At 69.6% G+C, this 23825-nt stretch carries 18 protein-coding genes; 7 read left to right on the top strand and 11 right to left on the bottom strand.

Annotation, left to right across the window (positions count from 1 at the left end):
- Positions 1 to 118 precede the first annotated feature (118 nt).
- Positions 119 to 565, top strand: coding sequence for a methylglyoxal synthase (locus tag VD964_RS13155; protein WP_324869027.1), 447 nt, complete (start codon positions 119 to 121; stop codon positions 563 to 565).
- 31 nt (positions 566 to 596) lie between these two features.
- On the opposite strand, the gene VD964_RS13150 is transcribed toward VD964_RS13155, so the two are convergent.
- The 8 genes from VD964_RS13150 to VD964_RS13115 all read right to left on the bottom strand — a co-directional run bounded on the left by VD964_RS13150 (position 597) and on the right by VD964_RS13115 (position 12210).
- Positions 597 to 1355, bottom strand: a complete 759-nt coding sequence (locus tag VD964_RS13150) for a GntR family transcriptional regulator (protein WP_324869026.1) — start codon at positions 1353 to 1355, stop codon at positions 597 to 599.
- Positions 1356 to 1528: 173 nt separating this feature from the next.
- A complete protein-coding gene (locus tag VD964_RS13145; RefSeq protein ID WP_324869025.1) occupies positions 1529 to 2545 on the bottom strand; it encodes an ABC transporter substrate-binding protein in 1017 nt (338 codons plus the stop codon).
- A 56-nt stretch (positions 2546 to 2601) separates the two neighbouring features.
- The gene (locus tag VD964_RS13140; RefSeq protein ID WP_324869024.1) at positions 2602 to 3729 is read right to left on the bottom strand and encodes an ABC transporter permease; all 1128 of its coding nucleotides are present in this window, start codon (positions 3727 to 3729) and stop codon (positions 2602 to 2604) included.
- Complete coding sequence (locus tag VD964_RS13135) at positions 3726 to 4598, bottom strand: ABC transporter permease (RefSeq protein WP_324869023.1); 873 nt, start codon at positions 4596 to 4598, stop codon at positions 3726 to 3728. The genes VD964_RS13140 and VD964_RS13135 overlap by 4 nt, the downstream gene beginning before the upstream one ends.
- Positions 4588 to 5400, bottom strand: coding sequence for an ABC transporter ATP-binding protein (locus tag VD964_RS13130; RefSeq protein WP_414637145.1), 813 nt, complete (start codon positions 5398 to 5400; stop codon positions 4588 to 4590). Before VD964_RS13130 ends, VD964_RS13135 begins: the two co-directional genes overlap by 11 nt.
- A gap of 298 nt (positions 5401 to 5698) precedes the next feature.
- Positions 5699 to 6913: a threonine ammonia-lyase gene (locus tag VD964_RS13125; protein WP_324869021.1), complete on the bottom strand. Its 1215-nt coding sequence runs from the start codon at positions 6911 to 6913 to the stop codon at positions 5699 to 5701.
- Positions 6910 to 9720: a penicillin acylase family protein gene (locus tag VD964_RS13120; protein WP_324869020.1), complete on the bottom strand. Its 2811-nt coding sequence runs from the start codon at positions 9718 to 9720 to the stop codon at positions 6910 to 6912. Before VD964_RS13120 ends, VD964_RS13125 begins: the two co-directional genes overlap by 4 nt.
- A 150-nt stretch (positions 9721 to 9870) precedes the next feature.
- Positions 9871 to 12210 carry a hybrid sensor histidine kinase/response regulator gene (locus VD964_RS13115; protein ID WP_324869019.1) on the bottom strand — a complete coding sequence of 780 codons (2340 nt, stop codon included), beginning with the start codon at positions 12208 to 12210 and terminating at the stop codon, positions 9871 to 9873.
- A 158-nt stretch (positions 12211 to 12368) separates the two neighbouring features.
- Between VD964_RS13115 and VD964_RS13110 the strand changes: the two genes are divergently transcribed.
- The gene (locus VD964_RS13110; protein ID WP_324869018.1) at positions 12369 to 12962 is read left to right on the top strand and encodes a hypothetical protein; all 594 of its coding nucleotides are present in this window, start codon (positions 12369 to 12371) and stop codon (positions 12960 to 12962) included.
- 33 nt (positions 12963 to 12995) lie between these two features.
- Here the strand turns inward: VD964_RS13110 and cbiB are convergent, their stop codons facing one another.
- On the bottom strand, positions 12996 to 13958 hold the full coding sequence (cbiB, locus tag VD964_RS13105; protein WP_324869017.1) for an adenosylcobinamide-phosphate synthase CbiB: 963 nt from the start codon (positions 13956 to 13958) through the stop codon (positions 12996 to 12998).
- Positions 13959 to 14027: 69 nt separating this feature from the next.
- Between cbiB and cobD the strand changes: the two genes are divergently transcribed.
- The 3 genes from cobD to VD964_RS13090 all read left to right on the top strand — a co-directional run bounded on the left by cobD (position 14028) and on the right by VD964_RS13090 (position 17337).
- On the top strand, positions 14028 to 15092 hold the full coding sequence (gene cobD, locus VD964_RS13100; RefSeq protein WP_324869016.1) for a threonine-phosphate decarboxylase CobD: 1065 nt from the start codon (positions 14028 to 14030) through the stop codon (positions 15090 to 15092).
- 193 nt (positions 15093 to 15285) lie between these two features.
- Positions 15286 to 16929 carry a diguanylate cyclase gene (locus VD964_RS13095; RefSeq protein WP_324869015.1) on the top strand — a complete coding sequence of 548 codons (1644 nt, stop codon included), beginning with the start codon at positions 15286 to 15288 and terminating at the stop codon, positions 16927 to 16929.
- Between the two features lie 102 nt (positions 16930 to 17031).
- Positions 17032 to 17337, top strand: a complete 306-nt coding sequence (locus VD964_RS13090) for an STAS domain-containing protein (protein WP_324869014.1) — start codon at positions 17032 to 17034, stop codon at positions 17335 to 17337.
- A 104-nt stretch (positions 17338 to 17441) separates the two neighbouring features.
- Here VD964_RS13090 and VD964_RS13085 read toward each other — a convergent pair whose 3' ends face one another.
- The gene (locus VD964_RS13085; RefSeq protein ID WP_324869013.1) at positions 17442 to 18356 is read right to left on the bottom strand and encodes a response regulator; all 915 of its coding nucleotides are present in this window, start codon (positions 18354 to 18356) and stop codon (positions 17442 to 17444) included.
- 132 nt (positions 18357 to 18488) lie between these two features.
- The gene (locus tag VD964_RS13080; protein WP_324869012.1) at positions 18489 to 22001 is read right to left on the bottom strand and encodes a response regulator; all 3513 of its coding nucleotides are present in this window, start codon (positions 21999 to 22001) and stop codon (positions 18489 to 18491) included.
- A gap of 267 nt (positions 22002 to 22268) precedes the next feature.
- Here VD964_RS13080 and VD964_RS13075 point away from each other — a divergent pair, with 267 nt between their 5' ends.
- The gene (locus VD964_RS13075; protein ID WP_324869011.1) at positions 22269 to 23078 is read left to right on the top strand and encodes an ABC transporter substrate-binding protein; all 810 of its coding nucleotides are present in this window, start codon (positions 22269 to 22271) and stop codon (positions 23076 to 23078) included.
- Between the two features lie 82 nt (positions 23079 to 23160).
- Complete coding sequence (locus tag VD964_RS13070) at positions 23161 to 23787, top strand: glutathione S-transferase family protein (protein WP_324869010.1); 627 nt, start codon at positions 23161 to 23163, stop codon at positions 23785 to 23787.
- Positions 23788 to 23825 lie beyond the last annotated feature (38 nt).

The following is a 23825-nucleotide window of genomic DNA, read 5'->3' as shown; positions in this document are numbered from 1 at the left end:
GAGAATGCGCGACAAAATCACGGAATTCATGCGCCGGGCCGGCCGGACGGGGCGCCCGCGTTGCGCCTGTGGCCAATCTAATATATCAGTAGAGAGGCATTTCCCGGAGACCAAATCCATGACCGCCCAGCAGCCGCGCAAGCACATCGCCCTCGTCGCCCACGACGCCCGCAAGGCGGATCTCATCACCTGGATCGGCGCCAACATCGCCACGCTGGACGGGAACGCCTTCTGGGCGACCGGCACCACCGGCCAAAAGGTGCGCGCCGCCCATCCCACTCTCGACGTGACCCCGCTGAAGAGCGGGCCGCTCGGCGGCGACCAGCAGATCGGCGCCATGATCGCAGAGGGAAGGATCGACCTGCTGGTCTTCTTCGTCGATCCGATGACCGCGCAGCCGCACGACGTGGACGTGAAGGCGCTGACCCGCCTCGCCACGCTGTACAACATTCCGATGGCCTGCAACGAGGCCACCGCCGACATGATCGTGTCCTCGTCCCATTTCGCCAGCGGTTACATACCGCGCAAGGCGAGCTTCACCGACTACGAAACGCGGACGGTGTGAGGGCGGCTCGCCACCGCTTTCTCCGCTGCAATCAGTTGGTGAAATAGTGCGGATTGGTCCGCTGGACGTCGGCGATGCCCAGCTGAAGGTCGGTCAGGTGGCGGCGCAGCTCGGCGACGGCGCGGTCCGGGTCGCGGGCGGCGATCGCCTCGACGACGGCGCTGTGTTCGGCAAGGGCCTTTTCCATCCGGCCGGTGACCGGCAGCGTCAGGTGGCGGTAGCGGTCGACCTGCCGCTTCACCTGCTGGGTCAGCGTCCAGAAGCCGGGATAGCCCGACATCTCCGCCAGCAGCGCGTGGAAATCCTCGTCGGCATCGTGGAAGCCGTCGAAATTGCCGGCCTCCTGCATTTCCCGCTGCAGTTCCAGATTGGCGCGCAGGCGTGCCACCTGACTGCCGGTCGCCTGTTCGGCGGCATAGCGCACCGTCGCCTCTTCCAGCGCACGGCGGATGGCGATGGCCTCGGGCAAGGCGCTCAAGGGGATACGGGCGACGAAGGTGCCGGATTGCGGGAACACCTCCACCAGCCCTTCGTCGGCCAATTTCAGCATCGCCTCGCGCACGGGTGTGCGGCTGACGCCGTAGGTATCGGCCACCTCCTTCTCGATCAGGGGTTCGCCCGGCTTGCGGCGCAATGAGACGATGTCGTCGCGCAGATCGCGGTAGATCGTACCCGACACGGTGGTGCCGCGATGGGCCGGCCGTGCCGTGGCGCTGGCGGGCCGGCGGCGACGGCGGCGCGCCGGTGCGGTCGCATCCGCCAGATTCATATCGCCCGCGTTGGTGTCCATGTTCGATCCGTTCATGTCAGCGGCGTGACGCCGTGCTTACTAATATATCTCTTACACTCCTCATGCGGAAAGTCTTTTGCCGATAGAAATGCACGCCTGTCTTGTGCGGGCAAGATCTGGGAGGAGGGGGCGTGCGCGACGCCTCCCTCCCCTCCGTAACCCGCGACTGGGCCTTACAGCTTGGCCGCCGCGTCGAACACCGCGTGGCTGTAGGCACCCTCCGGCTTCTTGGAGATCACCGGCGCCGAGGCGCCCGACATCAGGATGTCCACCGTCCGGTTGAAGTCGGCCGGGTCGAGATAGCCGGTTCCTTTGGCGCCGCCGTTGACCAGCTTGGCGACCTCCTGCATCATGGTGGTCTGGTGTTCCTCGGTCTGGGCGCCGGTGGTGTCGTTCTCCAGCACGATCTTCACCGCCTCCGCCTGGTTCTTGGCGGCATATTCCCAGCCCTTTGCCGAGGCCTTCACGAACTTCGCCAGCTTCGCCACGATCTTGGGATCGGCCAGCGACTTCTCCGTGGCGTAGAGGCCGTCCTCCAGCGTCGCGACGCCCTGGTCCTGGTATTTGAAGACGGTCAGCTCGTCGGCCTTCATGCCGGCCTCGATCAGCTGCCAGTATTCGTTATAGGTCATGGTGGAGATGCAGGCCGCCTGCTTCTGCAGCAGCGGGTCGACGTTGAAGCCCTGCTTCAGCACCTTCACGTCCGGGCTGGAGCCGGAGGTGGAATAGCCGAGCTTGCTCATCCAGGACAGGAACGGATATTCGTTGCCGGAGAACCAGACGCCCAGCGTGTTGCCCTTGAAGTCCTTCGGATCCTTGATATTGGCGTCCTTGCGGCAGGTCAGCATCATGCCCGACTTCTGGAACATCTGGGCGATGTTGACCAGCGGCACGCCCTTTTCCCGGCTGGCGAGCGCCGACGGCATCCAATCGACGATCACGTCGGCGCCGCCGGCGGCGATGACCTGGGTCGGGTTGATGTCGGGACCGCCGGCCTTGATGGTGACGTCCAGCCCGGCGTCCTTGTAGAAGCCCTTGGCCGCCGCGACGTAATAGCCGGCGAACTGGGCCTGGGTGACCCATTTCAGCTGCAGCGTCAGCGGATCGGCGGCGGCGGCCGGCGCACCCCAGCCGGCGAGGCCGGTGAGCGCGGTGGCGGCGAGCAGGACGGCGGAGGCAAGGGTCTTCATCGCGTTCGATCCTCTTCTGGCTGGAGTTTGGTTTGGCTTGAAGGACGGAAAGTCGGTCAGCGTTTGCGCAAAGACGGGTGCCAGGCGGTGACGCGCCGCTCCGCCAGCGCCAATGCGCCGTAGAGCAGCGATCCGGTGAGCGCGGCGACGGCGATGGTCGCCCACACGACATCCAGATTCATCCGGGCGACCTGGGTGGAGATGCGGAAGCCCATCCCCACCACCGGCGTCCCGAAGAACTCGGCGACGATGGCCCCGATCAGGGCCAAGGTTGAGTTGATCTTCAGTCCGTTGAACAAAAAGGGCAAGGCGCAGGGAAGCCGCAGCATCGCCAGCGTGCGCCAGTAACCGGCGCCGTAGGACCGCATCAGGTCCAGTTGGATGCGCTCGGCGCTCTGCAGCCCGGCCAGCGTGTTGATCAGCATGGGGAAGAAGGTCATCACCACGATGACGGCGGCCTTGGACTGCCAGTCGAAGCCGAACCACATCACCATGATCGGCGCGATGCCCACCACCGGCACCGCGCTGGCGAGGTTGCCCAGCGGCAGCAGCCCCCGCGCCAGGAATGGCACCCGGTCGGCCAGGATCGCCACGAGGAATCCGGCGCCGCAGCCGATCAGATAGCCGCGCAGGACGGAGATCAGCACCGTCTGGCGGAAATCGTCCCACAGATCGGCGGCATGGACGGCGAAGGCGGACAGCACCGCGCTGGGCGGCGGCAGCAGGATGGTCGGCACCTGGAAGCCGCGGGTCAGGATCTCCCACAGCATCACCAGCGCCAGCCCGAACAGAGCGGGCCCGGCCAGCCGCGCCGGACCGCTGACCTCCGCCAGCAAGGCCAGCACCCGCCACAGCAGCAGCGTGGCGCCTGCCAGCCAGACCCACAGTCCGCCGGCCTGGGCGAGCCCGTAGCCCTGGTTCAGCAGCACCAGCGGTGCGGCATAGGCGGCGGCGACGCCTACCAGCAAGAGCAGTGCCTCGCCCAGGGTGGAGCCGGGCAGGCGGCGGGCGAGGATCGTTGTAACGGTCAGCGCGAACAGGGCCAGCGCAATGGGAAGCTGCGGCAGGAACAGGGTGGCGCCCTCCTGTCTGGCGAAGGGCAGCAACGGGGCGGCCAGCATCACCAGCGGCCAAGGGGCCATGGTGGGGCGGGCCATGGTGGGGCGGGTTTGCGGAAGGCTCATCGTGCACCTCCCCGTCCGCCCGGCACCAGCGCCCGCTCGGCGAGGCCCACGGCGGCTACCAGCGTGACACTGAGCAGCGCGGCCATCACCAGCGCGCTCCAGATCTGCACGGTCTGGCCGTAATAGGAACCGGACAGCAGCCGGGCGCCCAGCCCCGCCTGCCCGCCGGTCGGCAGTTCGGCGACGATGGCGCCGACGACGCTGGCGGCGACCGCGATCTTCAGGCTGGTGAACAGGTATGGTAGGGAGGCCGGCAGGCGCAGCAGCCGGAAGGTCTGGGCCGTCCCGGCGCTGTAGGTCCGCATCAGGTCCAGCGTCAGCGGATCGGCGGAGCGCAGCCCCTTCACCATGCCGATGGTGATCGGGAAGAAGCACAGATACATGGCGATGATCGCCTTGGGCAGCAGCCCGGTGAAGCCCAGGTTGCCGAGGATCACCACGATCATCGGCGCGATCGCCAGGATCGGCACGGTCTGCGACGCGATGACCCAGGGCAGCAGGCTCGATTCCAGCGTGCGCGCCTGGACGATCCCCGCCGCCAGCGCCACCCCCAGAACCACCCCCATGCCGAAGCCGGCCAGCGCCGCCCCGGCGGTGACGCCGGTGTGGTAGAGCAGGTTGCGGATGCTGGTCACCGGATGGCCGGTCAGGGAGGTGTAGAGGTCCAGCGCCACCTGGTCCGGCGTCGGCAGGATCGGCCGTTTCATCGCCAGCGTGGCGCGGATCAGATCCGCGGTGGTCCAGCTTTGGCCGGCGCGGTTCAGCGCATCGGTCGCCATAGGCGCGTTCAGCCAGACGGCGCCCACGTACCACAGCACCAGCACCGCCAGCGCCATGATCGCCACCGGCAAGGAGCCCTTAGTCGTCATAGCTGTGGCCCTCCATCAGCCCTTCGCGGACACGGTGGGCGATGCGCTGGAACTCCGGGCTTTCGCGGATGTCCAGCGTGCGCTCGCGCGGCAGGTCGCCGTCGCAGTCGATGACGTCGAGGATGCGGCCGGGCCGCGGGCTCATCACCACGATGCGGGTGGAGAGGAACACCGCCTCGGCGATGGAGTGGGTGACGAAGATGCAGGTCTTGCGCGTCTCCAGCCACAGGCGGGTGAGCTGCAAATTCAGGTGGTCGCGGGTGATCTCGTCCAGCGCGCCGAACGGCTCGTCCATCAACAGCAGGTCGGGATTGAAGGCCAGTGCGCGGGCGATGGACACGCGCTGCTGCATGCCGCCGGACAGCTGCCAGGGGAACTTGCGCTCGAAGCCCGACAGGCCGACCAGCTCCAGCTGTTCGCGGGCGCGCTGATGCCGCTCGGCCTTGGGCAGTCCCATGATCTCCAGCGGCAGCATGACGTTGCGCTCCACACTGCGCCACGGATAGAGCGCCGGAGCCTGGAAGACATAGCCGTAGGCACGCTTCAGCCGTGCCTGTTCCGGCGTCATGCCGTTGACCGTCACCTCGCCGGAAGTCGGCTGCTCCAGGTCGGCCACCACCCGCATCAGCGTGGTCTTGCCGCAGCCGCTGGGGCCGATCAGCGAGATGAAGTCGCCCTTGGCGATGGACAGGCTGACGTCGCTCAGCGCGTAGACCGGATGGTCGGCGGCCTGATAGGTCAGCGTCAGGTTGCGGATGTCGACGATGGTGCGCGGCGCCGGTTCGGCGGCCGGCGGTACCAGAGTGAGCGGTGCGGGCTGGGCGGCTGGCACGGCGTTCGTCCCTTCGCGTTGGCGTCTCTCGCGGGGAACGGGAGCAAGAAGCGAGCCAGACGAAGCGAGGGGGCTGGTGTAAAGGGGCAGCGCTTTGTTTTCACTGAGGGAAAACCTGTCTGCCGGGACAGGAACTGACGGGATGGACAATGCGCGGGCCGGGTGCTGTTCCGGCAGGCGCACAATTTTCGGGCCGTGTCTGTCCGGCTGGTCAATTTTCAGGCATTGGGAGGAAAACCCTCTCCCGTCGCGGGAGAGGGCGTGACCGTCACCCCACCTCGACCATCAGCGTGGTCGGGTATCCGGCGTCCGTCATGCGGGCGATCAGCGCGTCGACATGGGTCTGGTTGCGGGTTTCCAGGACCACGTCGACCTCCGCCATCTTCACCGGCACATTGTGGAACAGGCGCTGGTGGTGGACTTCGACGATGTTGGCGCCGGCCTCGCCCAGCAGGCGGGTGACGCGGGCGAGAGCGCCGGGGGCGTCGGTGATGCCGATGCGCAGGCGGACGATGCGGCCCTCATAGACCAGCCCGCGCATCAGCACCTGGGCCATGATGCGGGAGTCGATGTTGCCGCCCGACAGCACGATGCCGACCTTGCGGCCGCGGTAGCGCTCCGGTTCCTCCAGCACGGCGGCGAGCGCCGCGGCGCCGGCCCCTTCGGCGACCTGCTTCTGCACGGTGGCGAGGCGGTAGACCGCTTCCTCCAGCCGCGCTTCGCCCACCTCCACCACGTCGTCGACCAGGGCGCGGATGATCGGCAGGGTCAGGGCGCCCGGCGCCTTCACCGCGATGCCTTCCGCCACCGTGGCGCCGCCGCAGGTGATCGGCTGTCCGGCAAGCGCCTGCCGCACCGCGGGGTAGAGGCTGCACTGGACACCGATGATCTCCAGGTCCGGCCGCAGCGCCTTGGCCGCCGTCGCCATCCCGGCGATCAGCCCGCCGCCGCCGATGGGGATCACCAGTACGTCGAGATCCGGCACGTCCTCCAGCAGTTCCAGCGCCGCGGTGCCCTGGCCGGCGGCCACCAGCGGGTCGTCGTAGGGATGGACGAAGGTCAGCCCGTCGCGTGCGGCGAGGTCTTGGGCGAAGGCGGCGGCCTCGCTCAGCGTCTCGCCATGCAGCTCGACGGTGGCGCCGAGATTCTCGGTGCGCTCCACCTTGGTGAAGGGGGTGAAGCCGGGCATGACGATGGTGGAACGGATGCCGAGCCGGGTGGCATGGCAGGCCACCGCCTGGGCATGGTTGCCGGCGGACATGGCGATGACGCCGGCGCGGCGCTCCGCCTCGCCCAGCGACAAAAGCTTGTTCAGCGCGCCGCGCTCCTTGAAGGAGGAGGTGGCGTGCAGGTTCTCCAGCTTCAGGTGCATCCGGCATCCCGCCATGTCCCCCAGGCGGGGCGCCGGCACCGTGGGCGTTCGGGGCAGATGCCCCGCGATGCGCGCCGCAGCGGCGCGCACGTCCTCCAGAGTTATGGTCATTTGTTGCTTGTCCCGGTGTTGCGTGGTGTGAGTGTCAGCACCTCCGCCCCTGCCGAGACCAGCGTGCCACGGTCGCCGGCCAGACGCAACGCGCCGCCGCCGCGCCACATCTCCACCAGATCGCCCCAATGGCGGGACCAGATGTTGCCGGACTGGCCGGTGGCGATCACGAAACGGGAATTGTCCAGGTCGGCCAGATCATAGACCGCGCGGAACCCGGACCCGTGGACATGGCGAAACGGGTTGGCGGAATCGCGGATGGTGGTCGATCCGCGGTTCACGGTGAAGTAATCGCCGTCGGTCTCCACCGACAGGTCCGCGGTCCCGCCGATCAGCGGCAGGCGGCTCAGCATCCGGTGGGCCAGCGCCACCTTGTGGTCGTCGCCCCAGCGCCAGCTTTTCGGGCTGGAACCGTGGCGCTCGGCCAGCGCCGCCACCGCGGTCTCCAGCGAGCGGCCGATCATGTCGGCGCAGCTTTCCTTCTGCGGGGTGCTGACGTCGTCGCACCAGTCCGGCCGCTCGTGGATGACCCGGCGCAGCGCCTCCGGCCGCAGGTCCCAGTAGGCGGCGAAATCGGCGCCCAACTCGTCGGCGAAGACCGCCCGCACCAGTTCCCGCAGCCACATGGTGAAGATCAGCGGCTCCGGCCGCTCGCGGTCCATCCGTCCGTCCCAGCCGCGCAGCAGCGTCCCCGCGTCGCCGGCAAGGCCCGGAGGTGTCGGGTATTTCAACAATTCCGGCAGGAAGTCGCGGGCGGGCAGCGAGACGATGTCCATCTGCTGGCGCGCCACGTCCTCGACGGAATGCCGTCCGGCGCCCAGCATCTCGACGATGCGCCTGGCGCGCGACGGGTCCGGCCATTCGGTGGCGAGGCGGTAGGGATAATCGCGCCCGACCACCGCGTTGTTGGCGTTGACGAACTGGCCCGATGGCGGGTTCACCGCCTGCGGCAACGCGTAATAGGGCAGGAAGCCGGTCCAGTCATACTCCCCGGTCCAGCCCGGAACCGGCACGCGCCCGTCGCCCTTGCGGCGGATCGGCACCCGGCCGGGGGTGATGAAGCCGACCTCCCCGGTCACGTCGGCATAGACGACGTTCTGCTGCGGGGCGACATGCAGGCGCAGCGCGTCGCGCGCGGCTTCCGCCGTCGCGGCATGGTTCAGGCGGTACAGCGCCTCGGCGCTGGTGTCGTCGTCGGCAAGGCCGGGGAAGGACAGCGCCAGCACTGGGCCCGGCGCGTTTCCGCCTGCGCCATCAGCCGGCGCGGTGTCGAGGTCGGAGATGACGGGGCCGTGGCGCGTGCTGCGCACGGTCAGCGTCTGCGACGCCTCGCCGGCGACGGCGATGGTCTCCGCCCGTGTCTCGAAAGGTTCGCTGCCGTCAGGGGTCAGATAACGGGCCGGGTCCCGCGGATCCGGCTTCTCGACGAACAGGTCCTGGGTGTCGCTGTGGGTGGTGGTGAAGCCCCAGGCGACCTTGCCGTTGTGGCCGAGGATGGTCAGCGGCACGCCCGGCACGGTGGCCCCGGCGCTGGTGAAGCCCGGCGTCACGATGCGTGCGAGATACCAGAGGATCGGCGCCTCCAGACCCAGATGCGGGTCGTTGGCGAGGATCGGCTTGCCGGTGGTGGTGCGTGCCCCGGTCAGCACCCATTCGTTCGACGCGGTGTCGAAGCCCATCTGCGGCAGGGCCGCCAGGGTGCGGCGCACCATGTCCCGCATGTCCATGCCGCGCAGCTCGCCGGCCAGCGTGGTGGGCGACCCCGGGGCGTCGGGCGGGAACAGGTCGTCGATCTGCTGCGGCGACAGCCGCTCCAGCACGCGGGAGCGGAACAGCTCGTCCCGGTAGTTGGCGGACAACTGCAGCGCCATCAACTTGGCCCAGACGAGGCTGTCGGCGACGGTCCAGGGCTCCGGCGTGTGGCGCAGAAGCTGAAATTCGAGCGGCAGCGCTTCGGAGCGCGTTTCGAGATAGGCGTTCACGCCCTCGGCATAGGCGTCGAAGGCGGCGCGGGCGTCGGGCGACAGGGTGGCGGCCATCGCCTCGGCCGAGCGGCGGACCCCCAGCGTGCGCATCAGCCGGTCGGTGCGCAGCGCGAAGTCGCCGTATTTGATGCCGATCAGCTCGGCCAGCCGGCCGGCGCCAGCCCGGCGCATCGTCTCCATCTGCCACAGCCGGTCCTGGGCGTGGGCATAGCCCAGCGCGCGGTAGGCGTCGCGCTCCGTCGCGGCGAAGATGTGGACGACGCCCTGGCCGTCGCGGGCGATCTCCGCCGGGGCGCCGCTGCCGGGAATGGCGACGGTGCCGCTGGTCTGCGGCTGCTGCGCCCGCATCCACAGATAGGTGCCGAGCAGAGCCGCCAGCGGCACCAGCACCAGCACCCCGGCGACCGCCGCGACCTTGCCCCAGCGCCCGCGCGGCAGGCGGATGCGCGGGCGGTTCGGCGGAGGCGGGGCATAGGGAGGCTGCGTGCCGTAGGCCGGCTGGCCGCCATGGGGTGGAACGGGGGGCGGAACGGGCTGCTGCGGATAGGGGGGCGGGGCGGGCGGATAGCCGCCCGGGGGATAGCCGCCCGGGGGATAGCCGTTGGACGGATGGGCCGGCTGTTGCGGCGCCTGGGGATAGGGGGCACCGGGATAGGGCGCGCCTGGATATTGGACCGGCCCCTGCTGCGTCTGGTGCGGCGGATAGCCGACGGGAGGAGGCGCGGCAGGCGGAGGAGCGGGGCGGGACAGCGCACGCGCCAGGGCGGCGCGGAGGTGGAAAGCGCAGGTCTCGCCGGCGCGGATCAGGGAACGGCGCAGCATTACGGTCCGTGGGAGAGAATGGGGCGGCGACGGGCGGGGGCCGCCGGAGGCTCGTTCGGGTGGCGGATGCTAGTTCCCGGCCGCCTGTGCGTCCAGGGCTGCATGGGTGGAGGCGAACGCTTTTTCGGGCCTGAACCCTCAGGCTGCCCCTCAGGCTGCGGAAGTCAGGATTTCCCGCAGCATGGGGGCGGACACCGGCTTGTGGATCAGGCGGTGGCCGCTGCGCTGGACCTCGGCGATACGGGCGGGGTCGGTGTCGCCGGTCAGCACCACGGCGGGGACGCGCACGCCGCAGACGCCGTAGATGTCGCGGATCGCCTCCACGCCGGTCCGGCCTTCGCGCAGGCGGTAGTCGGCGACGATCATCGCCGGCTGCCGGCCCAGATTAAGCAGCGATTCGATCGCCTCGTCGGCCGACACCGCGGCCACCACGTCGTATCCCCATTCCTCCAGCATCGCGCGCATGCTCAGCAGGATGATGGTGTCGTCGTCGACCACCACGATCAGGCCCTTGGCACGGGCCGGCTCCACCGGCAGACGCACCGGCTTCGGGATCGGGCGCGGCACCGCCGCCGGCAGGTCGAGGAAGAAGCCGCTGCCCCGCTGTGGCGTGGAGCGCACGGCCACCTCGTGCTCCAGCAGCCCGGCCAGCCGCCGCACGATCGCCAGGCCGAGGCCGAGGCCCTTGCGCCGGTCCCGCTCCGGGTTGGCGAGCTGGGTGAACTCCTGGAAGATGTCCTGGGTCTTGTCGGCGGGAATGCCGATGCCCTGGTCCAGCACCGCCAGCCGCAGCCCGCCGCCGCGATGCAGGCAGCCGAGCAGGATGCGGCCACGCTCGGTGTAACGGATCGCGTTCTCGATCAGATTGCGCAGGATGCGCTCCAGCAGGGCGGGATCGCTGCTGGTCCAGGCGGAGGTCGGGACGTGGCGCAGCACGAGGCCCGATTCGGCAGCGCGGAGGCGGTATTCCTCAGCCAGCCGGTCCAGCAGGGGGCCGAGCGCGAAATCAGTGACGCCGGGCTTCACCACCCCGGCATCCAGGCGCGAGACGTCCAGCAGGCTGTCCAGCATCACCCGCAGGCCGGTCAGCGATTCGGTCATGCTGGCCAGAAGCGGGGCGGTCGGGTGGTCCTCCAGCTTGTCCGATAACGCGTGGGCGAAGAAGAACAGCGATTGCAGCGGCTGGCGCAGGTCGTGGCTGGCGGCGGCCAGGAACTTCGTCTTGGCGCGGTCGGCGCGCTGGGCGTCGTCGCGAGCCTGCACCGCCTCGACCCTCGCGGCTTCCGCCTCGTCGCGGGCGCGCAGGATCGCTTCCTCCGCCGCCTTGCGGGCGGTGATGTCGCGCATGATCCCGGTGTACATGCGCCGCTTGCCGACATGCCATTCACCGACCGACAGGTCGAGCGGGAAGGTGCTCCCGTCCTTTCGCAACCCCTCCACCTCGCGGCCGATGCCGACGATCCGCCGCTCTCCCGTGCGGTGGTAGCGGTCGAGATAGCCGTCATGGGCGGTGCGGTAGGGCTCCGGCATCAGCATGTTGACGTTGCGGCCGATCACCTCGTCGGCGCGGTAGCCGAAGGTCTTCTCCGCGGCATGGTTGAAGGACTGCACGGTGCCGCGGTCGTCGATCAGGATGATGGGATCGACCGCGGTGTCGACGATGGCGCGGTAGCGCGCCTCCTGCTCCGCCGAGCGGTCCGCCTGCTGCCGGCGGTCGAGCAGGGAGGACAGCAAAGCGAGGCACAGAAGAAGCAGCGTCCCGAGCCCGGTCATGATGGCGAGAAGGGTGGAGGACAACGCGATTCCCTGGCCCGTGGCCGTCATCTCCGGTTGGTGTCCTGCCTGATGGGCGGGCGCCAGGACCTGTCCGGCGGCGCTCAACTCCGTAACCGGCTCCATGCCCGCCGCGGCCATGCCGGTATAATGCATCGTCACCACGCCCAGTCCCAGCAGAACGGCGCCGGCGGCGCGCTGCAGCGGGCGCCGGGTGCGGAAGGCCAGCCACAAGGCCGCGGTCGAGGCGACGATGGCGATGACGACGGAGACGGCGACCAGAAGGAGGTCGTAGGACAGTTCCATGTCCATGCGCATGCCCGCCATTCCCACATAGTGCATGCTGACGATGCCGAGACCGGTGAGTGTTCCGGCAACGCCGAGGGTGAAGCGGCGCGGCCGATTGCGGGCCACCGCGAACAGCCCGGCACCGGATACGGCGACCGCCAGCAGGAAGGAGAGAGCCGTCAGACCGGCGTCGTAGCCGATCGGCACGTCGCTGCGGTAGGCCAGCATGCCGATGAAGTGCATCGACCAGATCCCGGCGCCCAGCGCCAGCGCAGCACCGGCCAGCCGACGCACGTCGCCGCGGCCGCCACTTCGGAGACTGCCCTCGCTGACGCGGGCATGATTCGCCAAATCCAGGGCAACGTAACCGCCGAAGACGGCGATGACGTAGGATAAGGCGACGAGCAGTGGGTCGTATTGGCCGGGCACGGGGTTCGTGGTGAGTTGTACGGACTGATCGGGTTTGTAGCGATATCGTTTGCATATGTGCGGAGACAATTGGGGGGACAGTGCCAGTCCCTTCCCACGAACGAAAGGCTCGCCTTGGTGGTAGACTGCGACCTACGCCGTCCGGCGGGATATGACGGATGATCAGGCACTCCTCCTCCGGGCAGCCGCATGGCCCCGATTCTCCCGAACGGTCGGCTCCTTCGCGCTCCCATTCCGGCTCGTCGGCGGGCCGCCTGCTTCGTCCGGTGGGGACGCTGGCGGCACTGGTGTACTTCCTTCTGGATGCGCTGGCCTATTGGGTGGTGCGGCCTGTCCTGCGCCGGATCGCACGACTTCCGGTCTTCGCGCGCGTCGGCCGTTGGATCGGCGCCTGGATCGCCGGGCTGGGACCCTACCCGTCGCTGCTGCTCGTCCTGGTGCCGCTGGCCCTGCTGGAACCGGCGAAGCCGGCCGGGGCATGGCTGTTCGCCACCGGGCGGCCGCTGGCCGGCGCCGCCGTGATCGCCGGGGCGGAGTTGGTGAAGATCACCCTGGTGGAGCGGCTGTTCCACATCGCCAAGCCGAAGCTGCTGACCATCGGCTGGTTCGCGCGGGCCTACGGGTGGGTGACCGCATGGCTTGCCTGGCTGAAGGAAACTGCCCCGGTCCGGGCCGCCCGCCGCCTGCTGCGCGGGCTGCGGCGAGTCGCGCGCCGGATTTTCCTGATGGTGCGGCGGGCGGCAGGGCGGTGACGGATCGGCAGCCCAGCGGATCGGCCCAGCGGATCAACCAAGCAGCGCCAGCACCAGCGCGCCGCCGACCAGCAGACCGCAGGCGCGGCGGTAGAGCGCCAGGGCGCGGCCGATGTCGGACGGGGTCGCTGCGGTGCGGCCGGCGCCGAGCCAGACATCCTCGATGCGGGTGGCGCCATAGACGCGCGGACCGCCCAGCCGCAGGTCGAGCGCGCCGGCCATCGCCGCTTCCGGCCAGCCGGCGTTGGGGGAACGGTGGCGGTGGGCGTCCTGCCGCACGGACCGCCACGCCTGCCGCGGGTCGGCCCCCTCCATCATCCGGGCCGCCCCGACCAGCAGCAGGGCGGTCAGGCGGGAGCCCGGCAGATTGACCAGATCGTCCAGCCGGGCCGCCGCCCAGCCGAAGGCCTCGTGGCGCGGCGTGCGGTGGCCGATCATGCTGTCGGCGGTGTTGATTGCCTTGTAGAGCGCCAGTCCCGGCAGGCCCCCCACCAGCAGCCAGAAGGCCGGCGCAACCACCCCGTCTGAGAAGTTCTCCGCAAGGCTTTCGATGGCGGCGCGGGCGACGGCCGGCTCATCCAGCGTGGCGGGGTTGCGGCCGACGATCATCGACACCGCCTTGCGGGCGCCCTCCAGACCGCCGGTGTGGAAGCCGTCGGCGACCGCCGCCACATGATCGTGCAGGCTGCGCTGGGCCAGCAGGGTGGAGGCGAGCGCCGCCTCGATCAGCCAGCCGAAAGGCAGCAGCCGGCAGGCCCAGGCCACCGCCACGGCCACACCCCCCACCGTCAGCAGCAGCACCGCCAGCGCCAGCACGCCGAATGCCTTGCGTCGTCCGAAACCGTCGTCCTCGCGGTTGAGTGCGCCGTCGAGCTGCGCGATAAGCGCACCGATCCACACCACCGGGTGGCGGATGCGGGTATAGAGTGGGTCCGGATAGCCGGCCACCGCCTCGATCACGAGCGCGGCGGCGAGCAGGAAGGGATGAAGCGGCACGGGCGGGACGTTCCAGCGGATGGGGCGGCCGGCTGGCCGCGCGAGGGTGGGTGTGAAGGAGGCGCGATCATGGCCGAAGACAGCACGGTGACCAAGCCGCGCGTGACGGGTGGGGGCGGGGCGGGCGGAGGCGGCAAGCTGCTGCATGGCGGCGACCTGGACGGCGCCCGCGCCGCCTTCCCGTCGGCGCCCGAACCTTGGGTCGACCTGTCCACCGGCATCAACCCGTGGGCCTACCCGCTGCCGCCGGTGCCGCCGCAGGCCTGGACCCGGCTGCCCGGCCGGGCGGAAGAGGAGGCGCTGCGCGTGGCCGCCGCCGCCTGCTACGGCGCGCCATCGGCGGAGCTGGTGGCTGCCGCCTCCGGCTCGCAGGCGCTGATCCAGCTGCTGCCGCGCCTGCTGCCGCCCGGATTGGTGGCGGTCATGGAGCCGACCTATGCCGAGCATGCCCGCTGCTGGACGTTGGCCGGCCATGAGGTGCGCGGCGTCGATGGCGTGGATGGGGTGGGCACTTCCGCCGCCGACGTACTGGTCGTGGTCAACCCCAACAACCCGGATGGCCGGCTCCTGCCGCCGGAGCGGCTGCTGGAGCTGGCACAGGCGCAGGCGGCACGCGGCGGCTGGCTGGTGGTGGACGAGGCCTTCGCCGACATGGAACCGGAGCAGAGCGTCGCCCGTTTCGCCGGCCGGCCGGGGCTGGTGGTCCTGCGCTCCTTCGGGAAGTTCTTCGGACTTGCGGGCTTGCGGCTGGGGATCGCGCTGGCGCCGGCCGGGCTGGCGGCGGCGTTGCGCGACGCCGTCGGCCCCTGGGCTGTGTCCGGCCCCGGCCTGTCCATCGCCACGGCGGCGCTCGGCGACGGCGACTGGATCGCAGGGACGCGCGGCATGCTGGACGATGCGATGGCGCGGCTGCGCCGCCTGCTGTCCGGTGCCGGCCTGACGGTGGTCGGCGGCACCGCGCTGTTCTGCCTCGTCGAGGATCGGCGGGCGCCCGGTCTCTATCGCGCGCTGGGGGAGGCCGGGATCCTGGTGCGCCGGTTCGAACGGCGGCCGGACTGGCTGCGCTTCGGCCTGCCCGGTCCGGAGGAGGCTTGGCAGCGACTTAGCGTCGCACTCGACCGGTACGGGACCTAAGAACAAGGTGGGGACAAGGTTGGAGCGGTGCAACCAAGCAAAAAGTCAGCACCTTGAACAATCGCCGAAAATTTTATACACTCAACTGTTTTTAGAAGTCTGTCCGGAGCACTTCGACCCCTTAGGGTCGCGCCGACGTTGCAGGGAAATAAAATTCTATGGGACACTGTGTGCCATGCTGGTTTCGGATAGCATGGCAATGATCTCCGACCGTGGCGTGCAGGACATGCGGGACTCCGCATGGTCGGCCTACGACCGTTTGCCGGTCGGGGTTTGCATCGTCACGGCCTCGGGGATGATCCGCTACGCCAACCCCGCGCTGCATGGGCTGCTCGGCTGCGAGCTGGGCGGGCTGCCGGGGCGGAGCCTGTGCAAGTTCGACTTGGACCGCGGTCTGCCGCAGGCATGGCCGGCGCGGCGGGCCGACGGCGCCGTCCGCTGGGTGACGGTGGCGGAAACGCCCTTGCCCGCCGACCCGTCCCCTGATCCCGACGCCGACGGTCAGGGTGCGGACGCGCTGCGGATGCTGACGGTGACGGATGTCGACGCCCTGTGCCGTCAGGAGAAGGTGGCCGGCGATGGGGCCCCCTCCCGCCCCGGCCCCGCCGGAATGCCGATGGTCGATGCCCTGCTGGAAGCGGCGCCGGTGCCGCTGTTCGTCAAGGATGCCGACGGCCAATACATCGCGGTCAATGATGCCTTCACGCGCCTCACCGGCATCAGCAGGGCGGACATGCTGCGGCGGACCACCTTCGCGCTGACCGGCCCCGACATGGCGAGGGAGCATGTCGGCCAGGACCGCGCCGTGATGGAGCGGGAGGGCAGCATCCAGTACGAGGCGCCGGTCCGCACGGCGGAGGGCGCGATGCGCATGGTCAACCTGACCAAGGCCGCCTTCCGCGACCAGTCCGGCCATGCGATGGGCATTGTCGGCGCCATCCACGAACTGACGGAAACCCGTCCGAACGAGGAGCGGCTGGAAGCGATCCTGGAGCAGAGCCCGATCGGCGTCTCCGTTTCCCGCCGCGACGACGGGCGGATCATCTTCGTCAACACCCGCTTCGCCGAACTCATTGGCCTGCCGCGGGAGAAGCTGATCGGCAGCCGCGCCCGCGACTATTACCTGGACAGCCACCAGCGCCTGCGCGTCCTGGAACGTCTGCGCGGCGGCGGCGGGGTCACCAACATGGAGGTCCAGTTCAAGCGGGCCGACGGGTCGCCCTTCTGGACGCTGTTCACCGTCAATCAGGCGGTGATCCAGGGCGTGCCGGTCAATCTGGCCTGGATCTACGACTACACCGAACGCCGCAGCATGGAAGAGGCGCTGCGCGACATGGCCTCGCGCGATCCGCTGACCGGCATCTACAACCGCCGCTCCTTCATGGAACTGGCCCGCTCCCAGTTGGCCCGCGCTCACCGCTTCCACGAGCCGCTGTCGGTTTTCGTGCTGGACGTCGACCATTTCAAGCGGATCAACGACACCTTCGGCCATGCCACCGGCGACGACGCGCTGCGCATGGTCGCCGCCGGCTGTCAGGCGATCTTGCGGGAATACGACCTGCTGGGCCGGCTGGGCGGGGAGGAGTTCGTGGTGGTCCTGCCCGGCGCCACCGCCGACGAAAGCCGCGTGGTGGCCGAGCGGGTGCGCCGTCACCTCGCCCGCATGCCGATCGAGGCGCCGGACGGCACCTTCCGCCTGACCGCCAGCATCGGCATCGCCGGGCTGGAGGGAGCCACCGACACGCTGGAGCGGGCGATCCACCGCGCCGACCTCGCGCTCTACCGCGCCAAGCACCTCGGCCGCAACCGGGTGGCGGTGTTCGAGCCTGGAATGTAGGCTCAGGGTTGGTGCGCCGCGGCTGTTCTGCTAACGTGGCCGTGACGGGCTCCGCCACGCCCGGGTGTGTGGATGGGGCCGGATGCAACGGCGGATCGGGGCATGGACTACACGGTGCATGACAGCGGCGGACTGCGTGAACTGGAGCTTCGCGGCCAGATGACGTTCGAGGCCGATTCCGGGTTCCGCGAGATCATCGCCGGCTGGGAGACGGGCGTCGTGGCGGACTGCGTCCTGAACCTCGCCGCCGTCGATTACATCGATTCCGCCGGCCTCGGGCTGCTCGTGCTGGCGAACAATGCGGCAAGGCGGACGGGCGTCACCTTCCGGTTGAAGCATCCTCGTGGACAGGTGCGCGAGCTGATCGAGAGCTCGGAGTTCCACACCATCATCCCCTGCGAGTTCTAGAGTCCATCAGATGCTTAGTGGAGCATCTGATGGACTCTGGCCTTTCAATTTTCCGTGCGATCACGCTTCAGACGTTTCCGTCCGAACCGATCGCACTCCAACCGCTACTCCCCGCCCTGGCTCCGGTCCAGATTGACGATCCCCACCACCCGGTTGCCGGTGCCGACGAAGGTCAGCTGGTCGAACCCGACCATGCGGGCCAATGCGATGCCGCGGCCGTGGGTGGCGTGCGATTGGGTGGCATCGACCGACAGATAGCGGTTGAAATCGAAACCCGGTCCCATGTCGGTGACGGTGAAGATGACGCGGCTGTCGCTGCGCTCCACATGCAGGGTGGCGTATTTGTCGCGGTGCTCGGACGAGGCCAGCCGGGCTTCGATCTCGCGGGACAGCATGCCGCTGGCCTTCAGCCGGCCCTTCGCCTCGAACCCGATGCCGAGATTGCCGTGCTCCACCGCGTTGACCAGGATTTCCGACAGGCCGAAGGTCAGGCTGTGCCCGGTGGAGGCGACCGACGACAGGGCGATGGCGAGGTTCTGCGCCTCCTGCGGGGTGCGGAAGCGGAAACGCGCGTCGCGCAGCAGCGCGATGGCGTCGGAGCGGGAGCGCAGGTCGCCCTGCAGGCTCTTCAGCCGGCCGGTCGTCTCCTCCGCCGCGCGGACGACGGACCGCAGCAGCGCCCCGTCATAGGGCTTGATCAGGTAATAGAACACCCCGGCGCGGATCGCCGCCGCGATCTCCGCGCTGCTGTCGGAGATAGTCTGCACGATGACGGGGATGCCGGCCAACTCCGGCACGCCCTTCATCCGTTCGTACAGCTCGAGCCCGTCGCCGTCGGACAGGCGGCGGTCGAGCAGCACCACATGGATCGCCGCCCCGTTGGCCGACAGGATCTCCCAGGCTTGCGCCACGGTCTCCGCCTCCAGCGTCCGGTAACCGATGCGGGACAGATACCCGGCGACGATGGCGCGGGTCATTTCCTCGTCATCGACGACCAGAGCGGTGACGGCATCGGCCATGGTCGGCTTGGCTCCAGCGGTTCTCGACAGGGAGAGGATGAAATCCGCTGCATTTTACTGAAACTGCGCCTATCGCACAATCACCGGCGGCATTGCGCCGCAGCATGATTCGCGATCCGGGTAAGGCGCGTTTCAGCCGACGGGTACCTCCAGCGCCGCCGCCGCCCGCCGGGCGGCCTCCAGTTCCTCCGTGACGCGGGCACCGGCGGCGGGGGTGAGCGCATCCTGGTCGCGGCGGCGGGCGGCGGTGACCAGATGATGGGCGGTGGCGGCCAGCCGGTCGAAGCCGACATTGGCGGCGGAGCCCTTCAGGATATGCGCCTCCCGCTCGATGTCGGTGCAGTCGCCGCGGTCGATGGCGCCGCGCAGCAAGTCGAGATGCATGGGGCTGTCGCTGAAGAAGGTTTCCAGCAGCAGAGCAAAGCCGTCCTTGCCCAGGGCGTCGCGCAGTTCCTCGATCTTCTCCGCGTTGACGGTGGCCGGTTCCGGTTCGGCCGGCGGAGAGGATGGCGGGCCGGCGGTCTCGCCGCCGGGGCCGCCATCCTCCCCCCCGGCCGGCTTCACGAAGCGGGTGATGGTGTCCAGCAGCTTGCGGGCATTGATCGGCTTGGACAGATAATCGTCCATGCCGGCCTCCAGGCAGATGGCGGCGTCGCCCTGCATGGCGTTGGCGGTCAGCGCCACGATGGGAATGCGCGTGGCCGGGCCGGACAGCCGGCGGATGCGCCGCGTCGCCTCCAGCCCGTCCATCACCGGCATCTGGACGTCCATCAGCACCAGATCGTAGCGGCGGGCCTCCACCGCCTCCACCGCCTCCTCGCCGTTGGACACCGCCTCCGCGCTGTGGCCGGCACGGCGCAGCAGCGCCAGCGTCAGCTGCTGGTTGACGGGATTGTCCTCCGCCACCAGCACGCGGACCCGCGGCTTGCCGTCGGGCTGAGCCGCCGGACCGGCCGGGGTCCGGGTGGGGAGAGGGACGACATTGCCGTTCCGCGCGGGTGCCGGCCAGTCAGGCACCGGCTCCGCGGCTTTCGCCTCCGATCCTGATCGGCCCAGCCCCGATTGCGGCTCCAGCAGGCGGGCGAGGCACTGGCAGAGCGTGCTGAAGCGGATCGGCTTCGGCAGATGGGTGTCGACGGGTGCCCGCTCCGGTTCCTGCCCCTCCAGCCTTTGGGAGGAGGCCAGCGCCAGACGGATCCCGGCCAGCGCCGGGATGGAGCGGATGCGTTGCGCCACCTCCGGCCCGGTCAGGCCCGGCATGCGGTGGTCGAGGATCGCGGCGTCGAACGGACGGCCCGCAAGAGCGGCGGCGACCAGACGGTCCAGCGCCTGCTCGCCGTTCTCCGCGGTCTCGGTCACGATGCCGAAGCCGTCCAGCTGCCGGGTCAGCAGGTCGCGGTTGACCGCGATGTCGTCGACCAGCAGCAGGCGGCGCCCGGCCCAGTTGCCGGCGGGAGTCGGGGGATGGGCGCTGCCGGCGCCGCGCTTCAGCGGGATCGACACCCAGAAGGTGCTGCCGGCGCCCGGCTGGCTCTCCACCCCGATGCGGCCGCCCATCAGTTCCACCAGCCGCTTGCAGATCGCCAGCCCCAGGCCGGTGCCGCCATGACGCCGCGCGGGGGACGAATCGACCTGGGTGAACATGGCGAACAGGCGGGGGCGTTCCTCCTCGGGGATGCCGATGCCGGTGTCGCGCACTTCGAACCGGACGCGGACGCCGTCCCCCGCCGGCTGGCCGGGATCTGCCGGCTCCTCGCCCAGCAGGATGGTGACGCTGCCGCTGTCGGTGAACTTCACCGCGTTGCCGGCGAGGTTCAGCAGGATCTGCCGCAGCCGCCCGGCATCGCCCAGCAGGGTGCCGCGCAGGCCGGGCGGCACGAAGCTGGCCAGGTCCAGCCCCTTGGCCGCCGCGCGCGGCGCCAGGATTTCCGCCACGCTTTCGACCATCGGCACCAGTTCGAATTCGCCGACCTCCAGATCCAGGCGGCCGGCATCGATCTTCGAGAAATCCAGGATGTCGTTGATGATGACCAGCAGCGATTCGGCGGAATCGCGGATGGTTTCGGCATAGGTGCGCTGCTCCGCCTCCATCGGCGTGTCGAGCAGCAGCCCGGCCATGCCGATCACCCCGTTCATCGGCGTGCGGATCTCGTGACTCATCGTCGCGAGGAATTCCATCTTGATGCGCTGCCCGTCCTCCGCCCGCTCCTTGGCGTCGCGCAGCGTGTGCTCCAGCCGCTTCTCTTCCGTCAGGTCGCGCAGGATGGCGGCGTAGAGCGGCCCGGCCGCGGTCTTCACCAGCGCCATGGAGTAGGCCAGCGGGAAGCTCTCTTCGCCCTCCGCCTTCTCCGCTTGCGCCACCGGCCTCATCGCCATGGTCTCTCCGCGGATGGAGGTGTCCATCGGGCGGCCGCCTCGCGCGATCTCCGACAGGGTGCGGGCGGTGGCCTCGCGCTTGTCGGCCGGCAGCAGGCCCGTCACCGGCCGGCCGACCAGCCCGCCCGGCGCGCAGCGGAAGATGGCGTGGGCGGCCGGATTGGCGGCTTCGATCACCCCGTCGGGCCGGGCGGTGACGATGCCCTCCGCCGCGGTGTCGACGATGGCGGACAGGCGGGCGTTCGCCTCCTCCAACTCCTCGCCCTGGCGGCGCTGGGCGGCCAGCGACCGCGCCAGCAGCAGGCCGAACAGCCCGAGCAGCAGGATCATGCCGCCCGACAGCAGGGTCGCCATCCACAGATTGTCGCGCCAGCTCACAAGCACGGCGTCCTGCCGCACGCTGACCGTCAGCACCAGCGGCCAGACCGGTGTCGTCCGGTAAGCGACGATGCGCGTGTCGGGACCGGCGCCGATATCGGTGCCGGAATGGCGGAACACGCCGTACTCGGCCTGCGGCAGGCGCTCGCGGAACAGCGGCGTCGCGGCGAAGGAGCGGCCGATCTCCTCCCCCGCCTGCGGCTGGACGGTCAGCAGCGTGCCGTCATAGCGATAGAGCGCGATGCGGTCGCCCACCCCGGCCGCGTCGCCGCCCTGGACCGCGCGGTACAGCCCCTGGAAATAGTCGGGATTGACGGTGGCGACGACCACCGCCTGCAGCATGCCGTCGGCATCGCGGAGCGCACGGCTCATCGGCAGCAGCCAGCGCCCGGACCGCTCGCCCCCCGCCGCACGGTCCAGCAGGCCGCGTCCCGGCCGCGGATCGCCGATCACCAGCCCGCTGCCCTGGCCGGCGGCCTGCAGGCGGAAGGCGTCCAACTCCGTCAGGTAGGCGTCGGCGGGATGCGCGCCCTCGGTCGTGGCCAGGATGCGGCCGGTGCGGTCCAGCAGGGTCAGGCCCCGCAGGTGCGGCGACCGCCGCAGCCGGTCGGTCAGAAGCGCCGCCAGATCGGCACCGGGCAGGCCATCCTCGCCCGTCCAGCTGGCGTCGGACAGGGAATCGACGATCGCCGACAATGTGACGTCAACCGACTGCACCGTGCGGGTGGTCGACACCTCCAGCGCCGCGGCGAGGCTGGCGAGATTGATCTCCGCGGTGTCGAGCGCCGCCTTGCGCGCGGCGCTCAGCTGCTGTCCCTGGTTGACCAGCAGGGCGAAGACGGCCAGAAGGGCAAAGGCGATGATGCCGCCGCGCTTCTGGAAAAGACCCATCAGATCCGCTTTTGCTGGGGGCGAGGACAGGGCTTGCGTTCCGGACGGTCAGGTGTGGTCGAACGGTTGGGTCGGGCAGGCGCGGTCATCCGCACACGGCCCGGTGCCTGGCCGACGTTGGCACTCGTGACAATAGCAGGTACGCGGACCATACGCCAAGCATCCACTGCCGCTTGCAACCGGTCGATGCTAAGATGCCGCTCCCGCCGCATGGCATTGCGCGGCGATGATGAAGAACAGGGTCGAGTGGTTAACGAAAGGTGTGACATGGCGACGCGGATCCTTTGGGCTGTCTGCTGCACAATTCTGGTCCTTCTGGCTGTCGGCAACACCGCTCCGGCAATGGCGCAGGATGGGAGACTTCAGAAAATTGCAGCGCAGAAGCAACTTCGTGTCTGCTCTTGGCCTGATTACTACGCGATCTCGTTCCGGAATCCGCGGACCGGCGCGCTGGAGGGGCTGGACGCCGAACTGGCGCAGGCCTTTGCCGACGATCTCGGCGTGCAGCTGGCGGTGGTGGAGAGCAGCTTTCCCCGCTTCATCGACGATCTGCTGGCCGACCGCTGCGACATCGGCATGTTCGCCATCGGCGCCACCCCGGCGCGGGCGCAGCGCGTGGCCTTCAGCCAGCCCTATCTGCGCAGCGGCATCTATGCGGTGACCACCCAGACCAACGACACCATCCGCCGCTGGGAGGATTTGGACCGCGGCGGCAATGTCGTGGCGGTGCAGAAGGACACCTATATGGACGGCTACGCCCGCAGCGCGATGAAGGCCGCCCGCATCGTCGCCGTCACCCGCCCGCAGGAGCGCGAGGAGGAGGTGCAGGCCGGCCGCGCCGACGCGTTTCTGACCGATTATCCCTATGGTCAGCGCATGCTGGCCTTCCATCCCTGGGCACGGCTGATCGTCCCGGACATGCCGGTCCAGCCGACGCCCTATGCCTATGCGGTGGCGCCGGGCGACGCGGCGTGGCTGGAGCGGGTCAACGCCTTCGTCGCCGCCATCAAGGCCGACGGCCGGCTGGAGACCATCGCCGCCCGCTACAAGCTGACCCCCATCGTGGCGCGGGACTGAACCGCGCCATCAGAATGCGTCCGCGGGAACGATCCGGTTTAGGATATGTGGCGTGGTCCAGCATCACCCTGGGGAACCGTCGATGATCCTGATCGGACAGTATGACTCGCCCTTCGTCCGCCGCGTCGCCGTCGCTCTGCGGCTCTACGGCATGGCCTACGAGCACCGGCCCTGGTCGGTCTTCTCCGACGGAGCGGAGCTCGCGCGCTTCAACCCGTTGAAGCGCGTGCCGACGCTGGTGCTGGACGACGGGGAGGTGCTGATCGAGAGCGGCGCCATCCTCGACCATCTCGACGAGACCGCCGGGCCGGACCGGGCGCTGATCGCCCGCCGGGGTGCGGAGCGGCGCCGGGCGCTTAAGCTCTGCGCGCTGTCGACCGGGCTGGCGGACAAGGCGGTCAGCCTCGTCTATGAACGGGTCCTGCACAAGGAGCGGTCGGATTTGTGGGTGGAGCGCTGCACCGGCCAGATCGGCGCCGTCCTCGACGTTCTGGAGGCCGACCGTGCCGCCGCGGCGGGACCCTGGTGGTTCGGCGAGCGGATCGGCCATGCCGACATCGCCGCGGGATGCGCGCTGCGCTTCGTCGGCGAAGCGCATCCGCAGGTCTTCGACCGCGCGCGCTGGCCGGCGATTGCCGCCCATTCCGACGCCTGCGAGGCGATGGCGGAGTTCCAGGCGGTGGTGCAGCCCTTTTCGATCAGCGCCTGAGCCGGTGCCCCGCCCCTCCCATGCGTCAGCATGGGAGG

Origin of the sequence: Azospirillum sp. (assembly GCF_035628975.1) — a bacterium.
Taxonomy (GTDB): domain Bacteria; phylum Pseudomonadota; class Alphaproteobacteria; order Azospirillales; family Azospirillaceae; genus Azospirillum.
The sequence above is the reverse complement of the archived record's forward strand: the minus strand, read 5'-3'. Positions and strand labels throughout refer to the sequence as shown.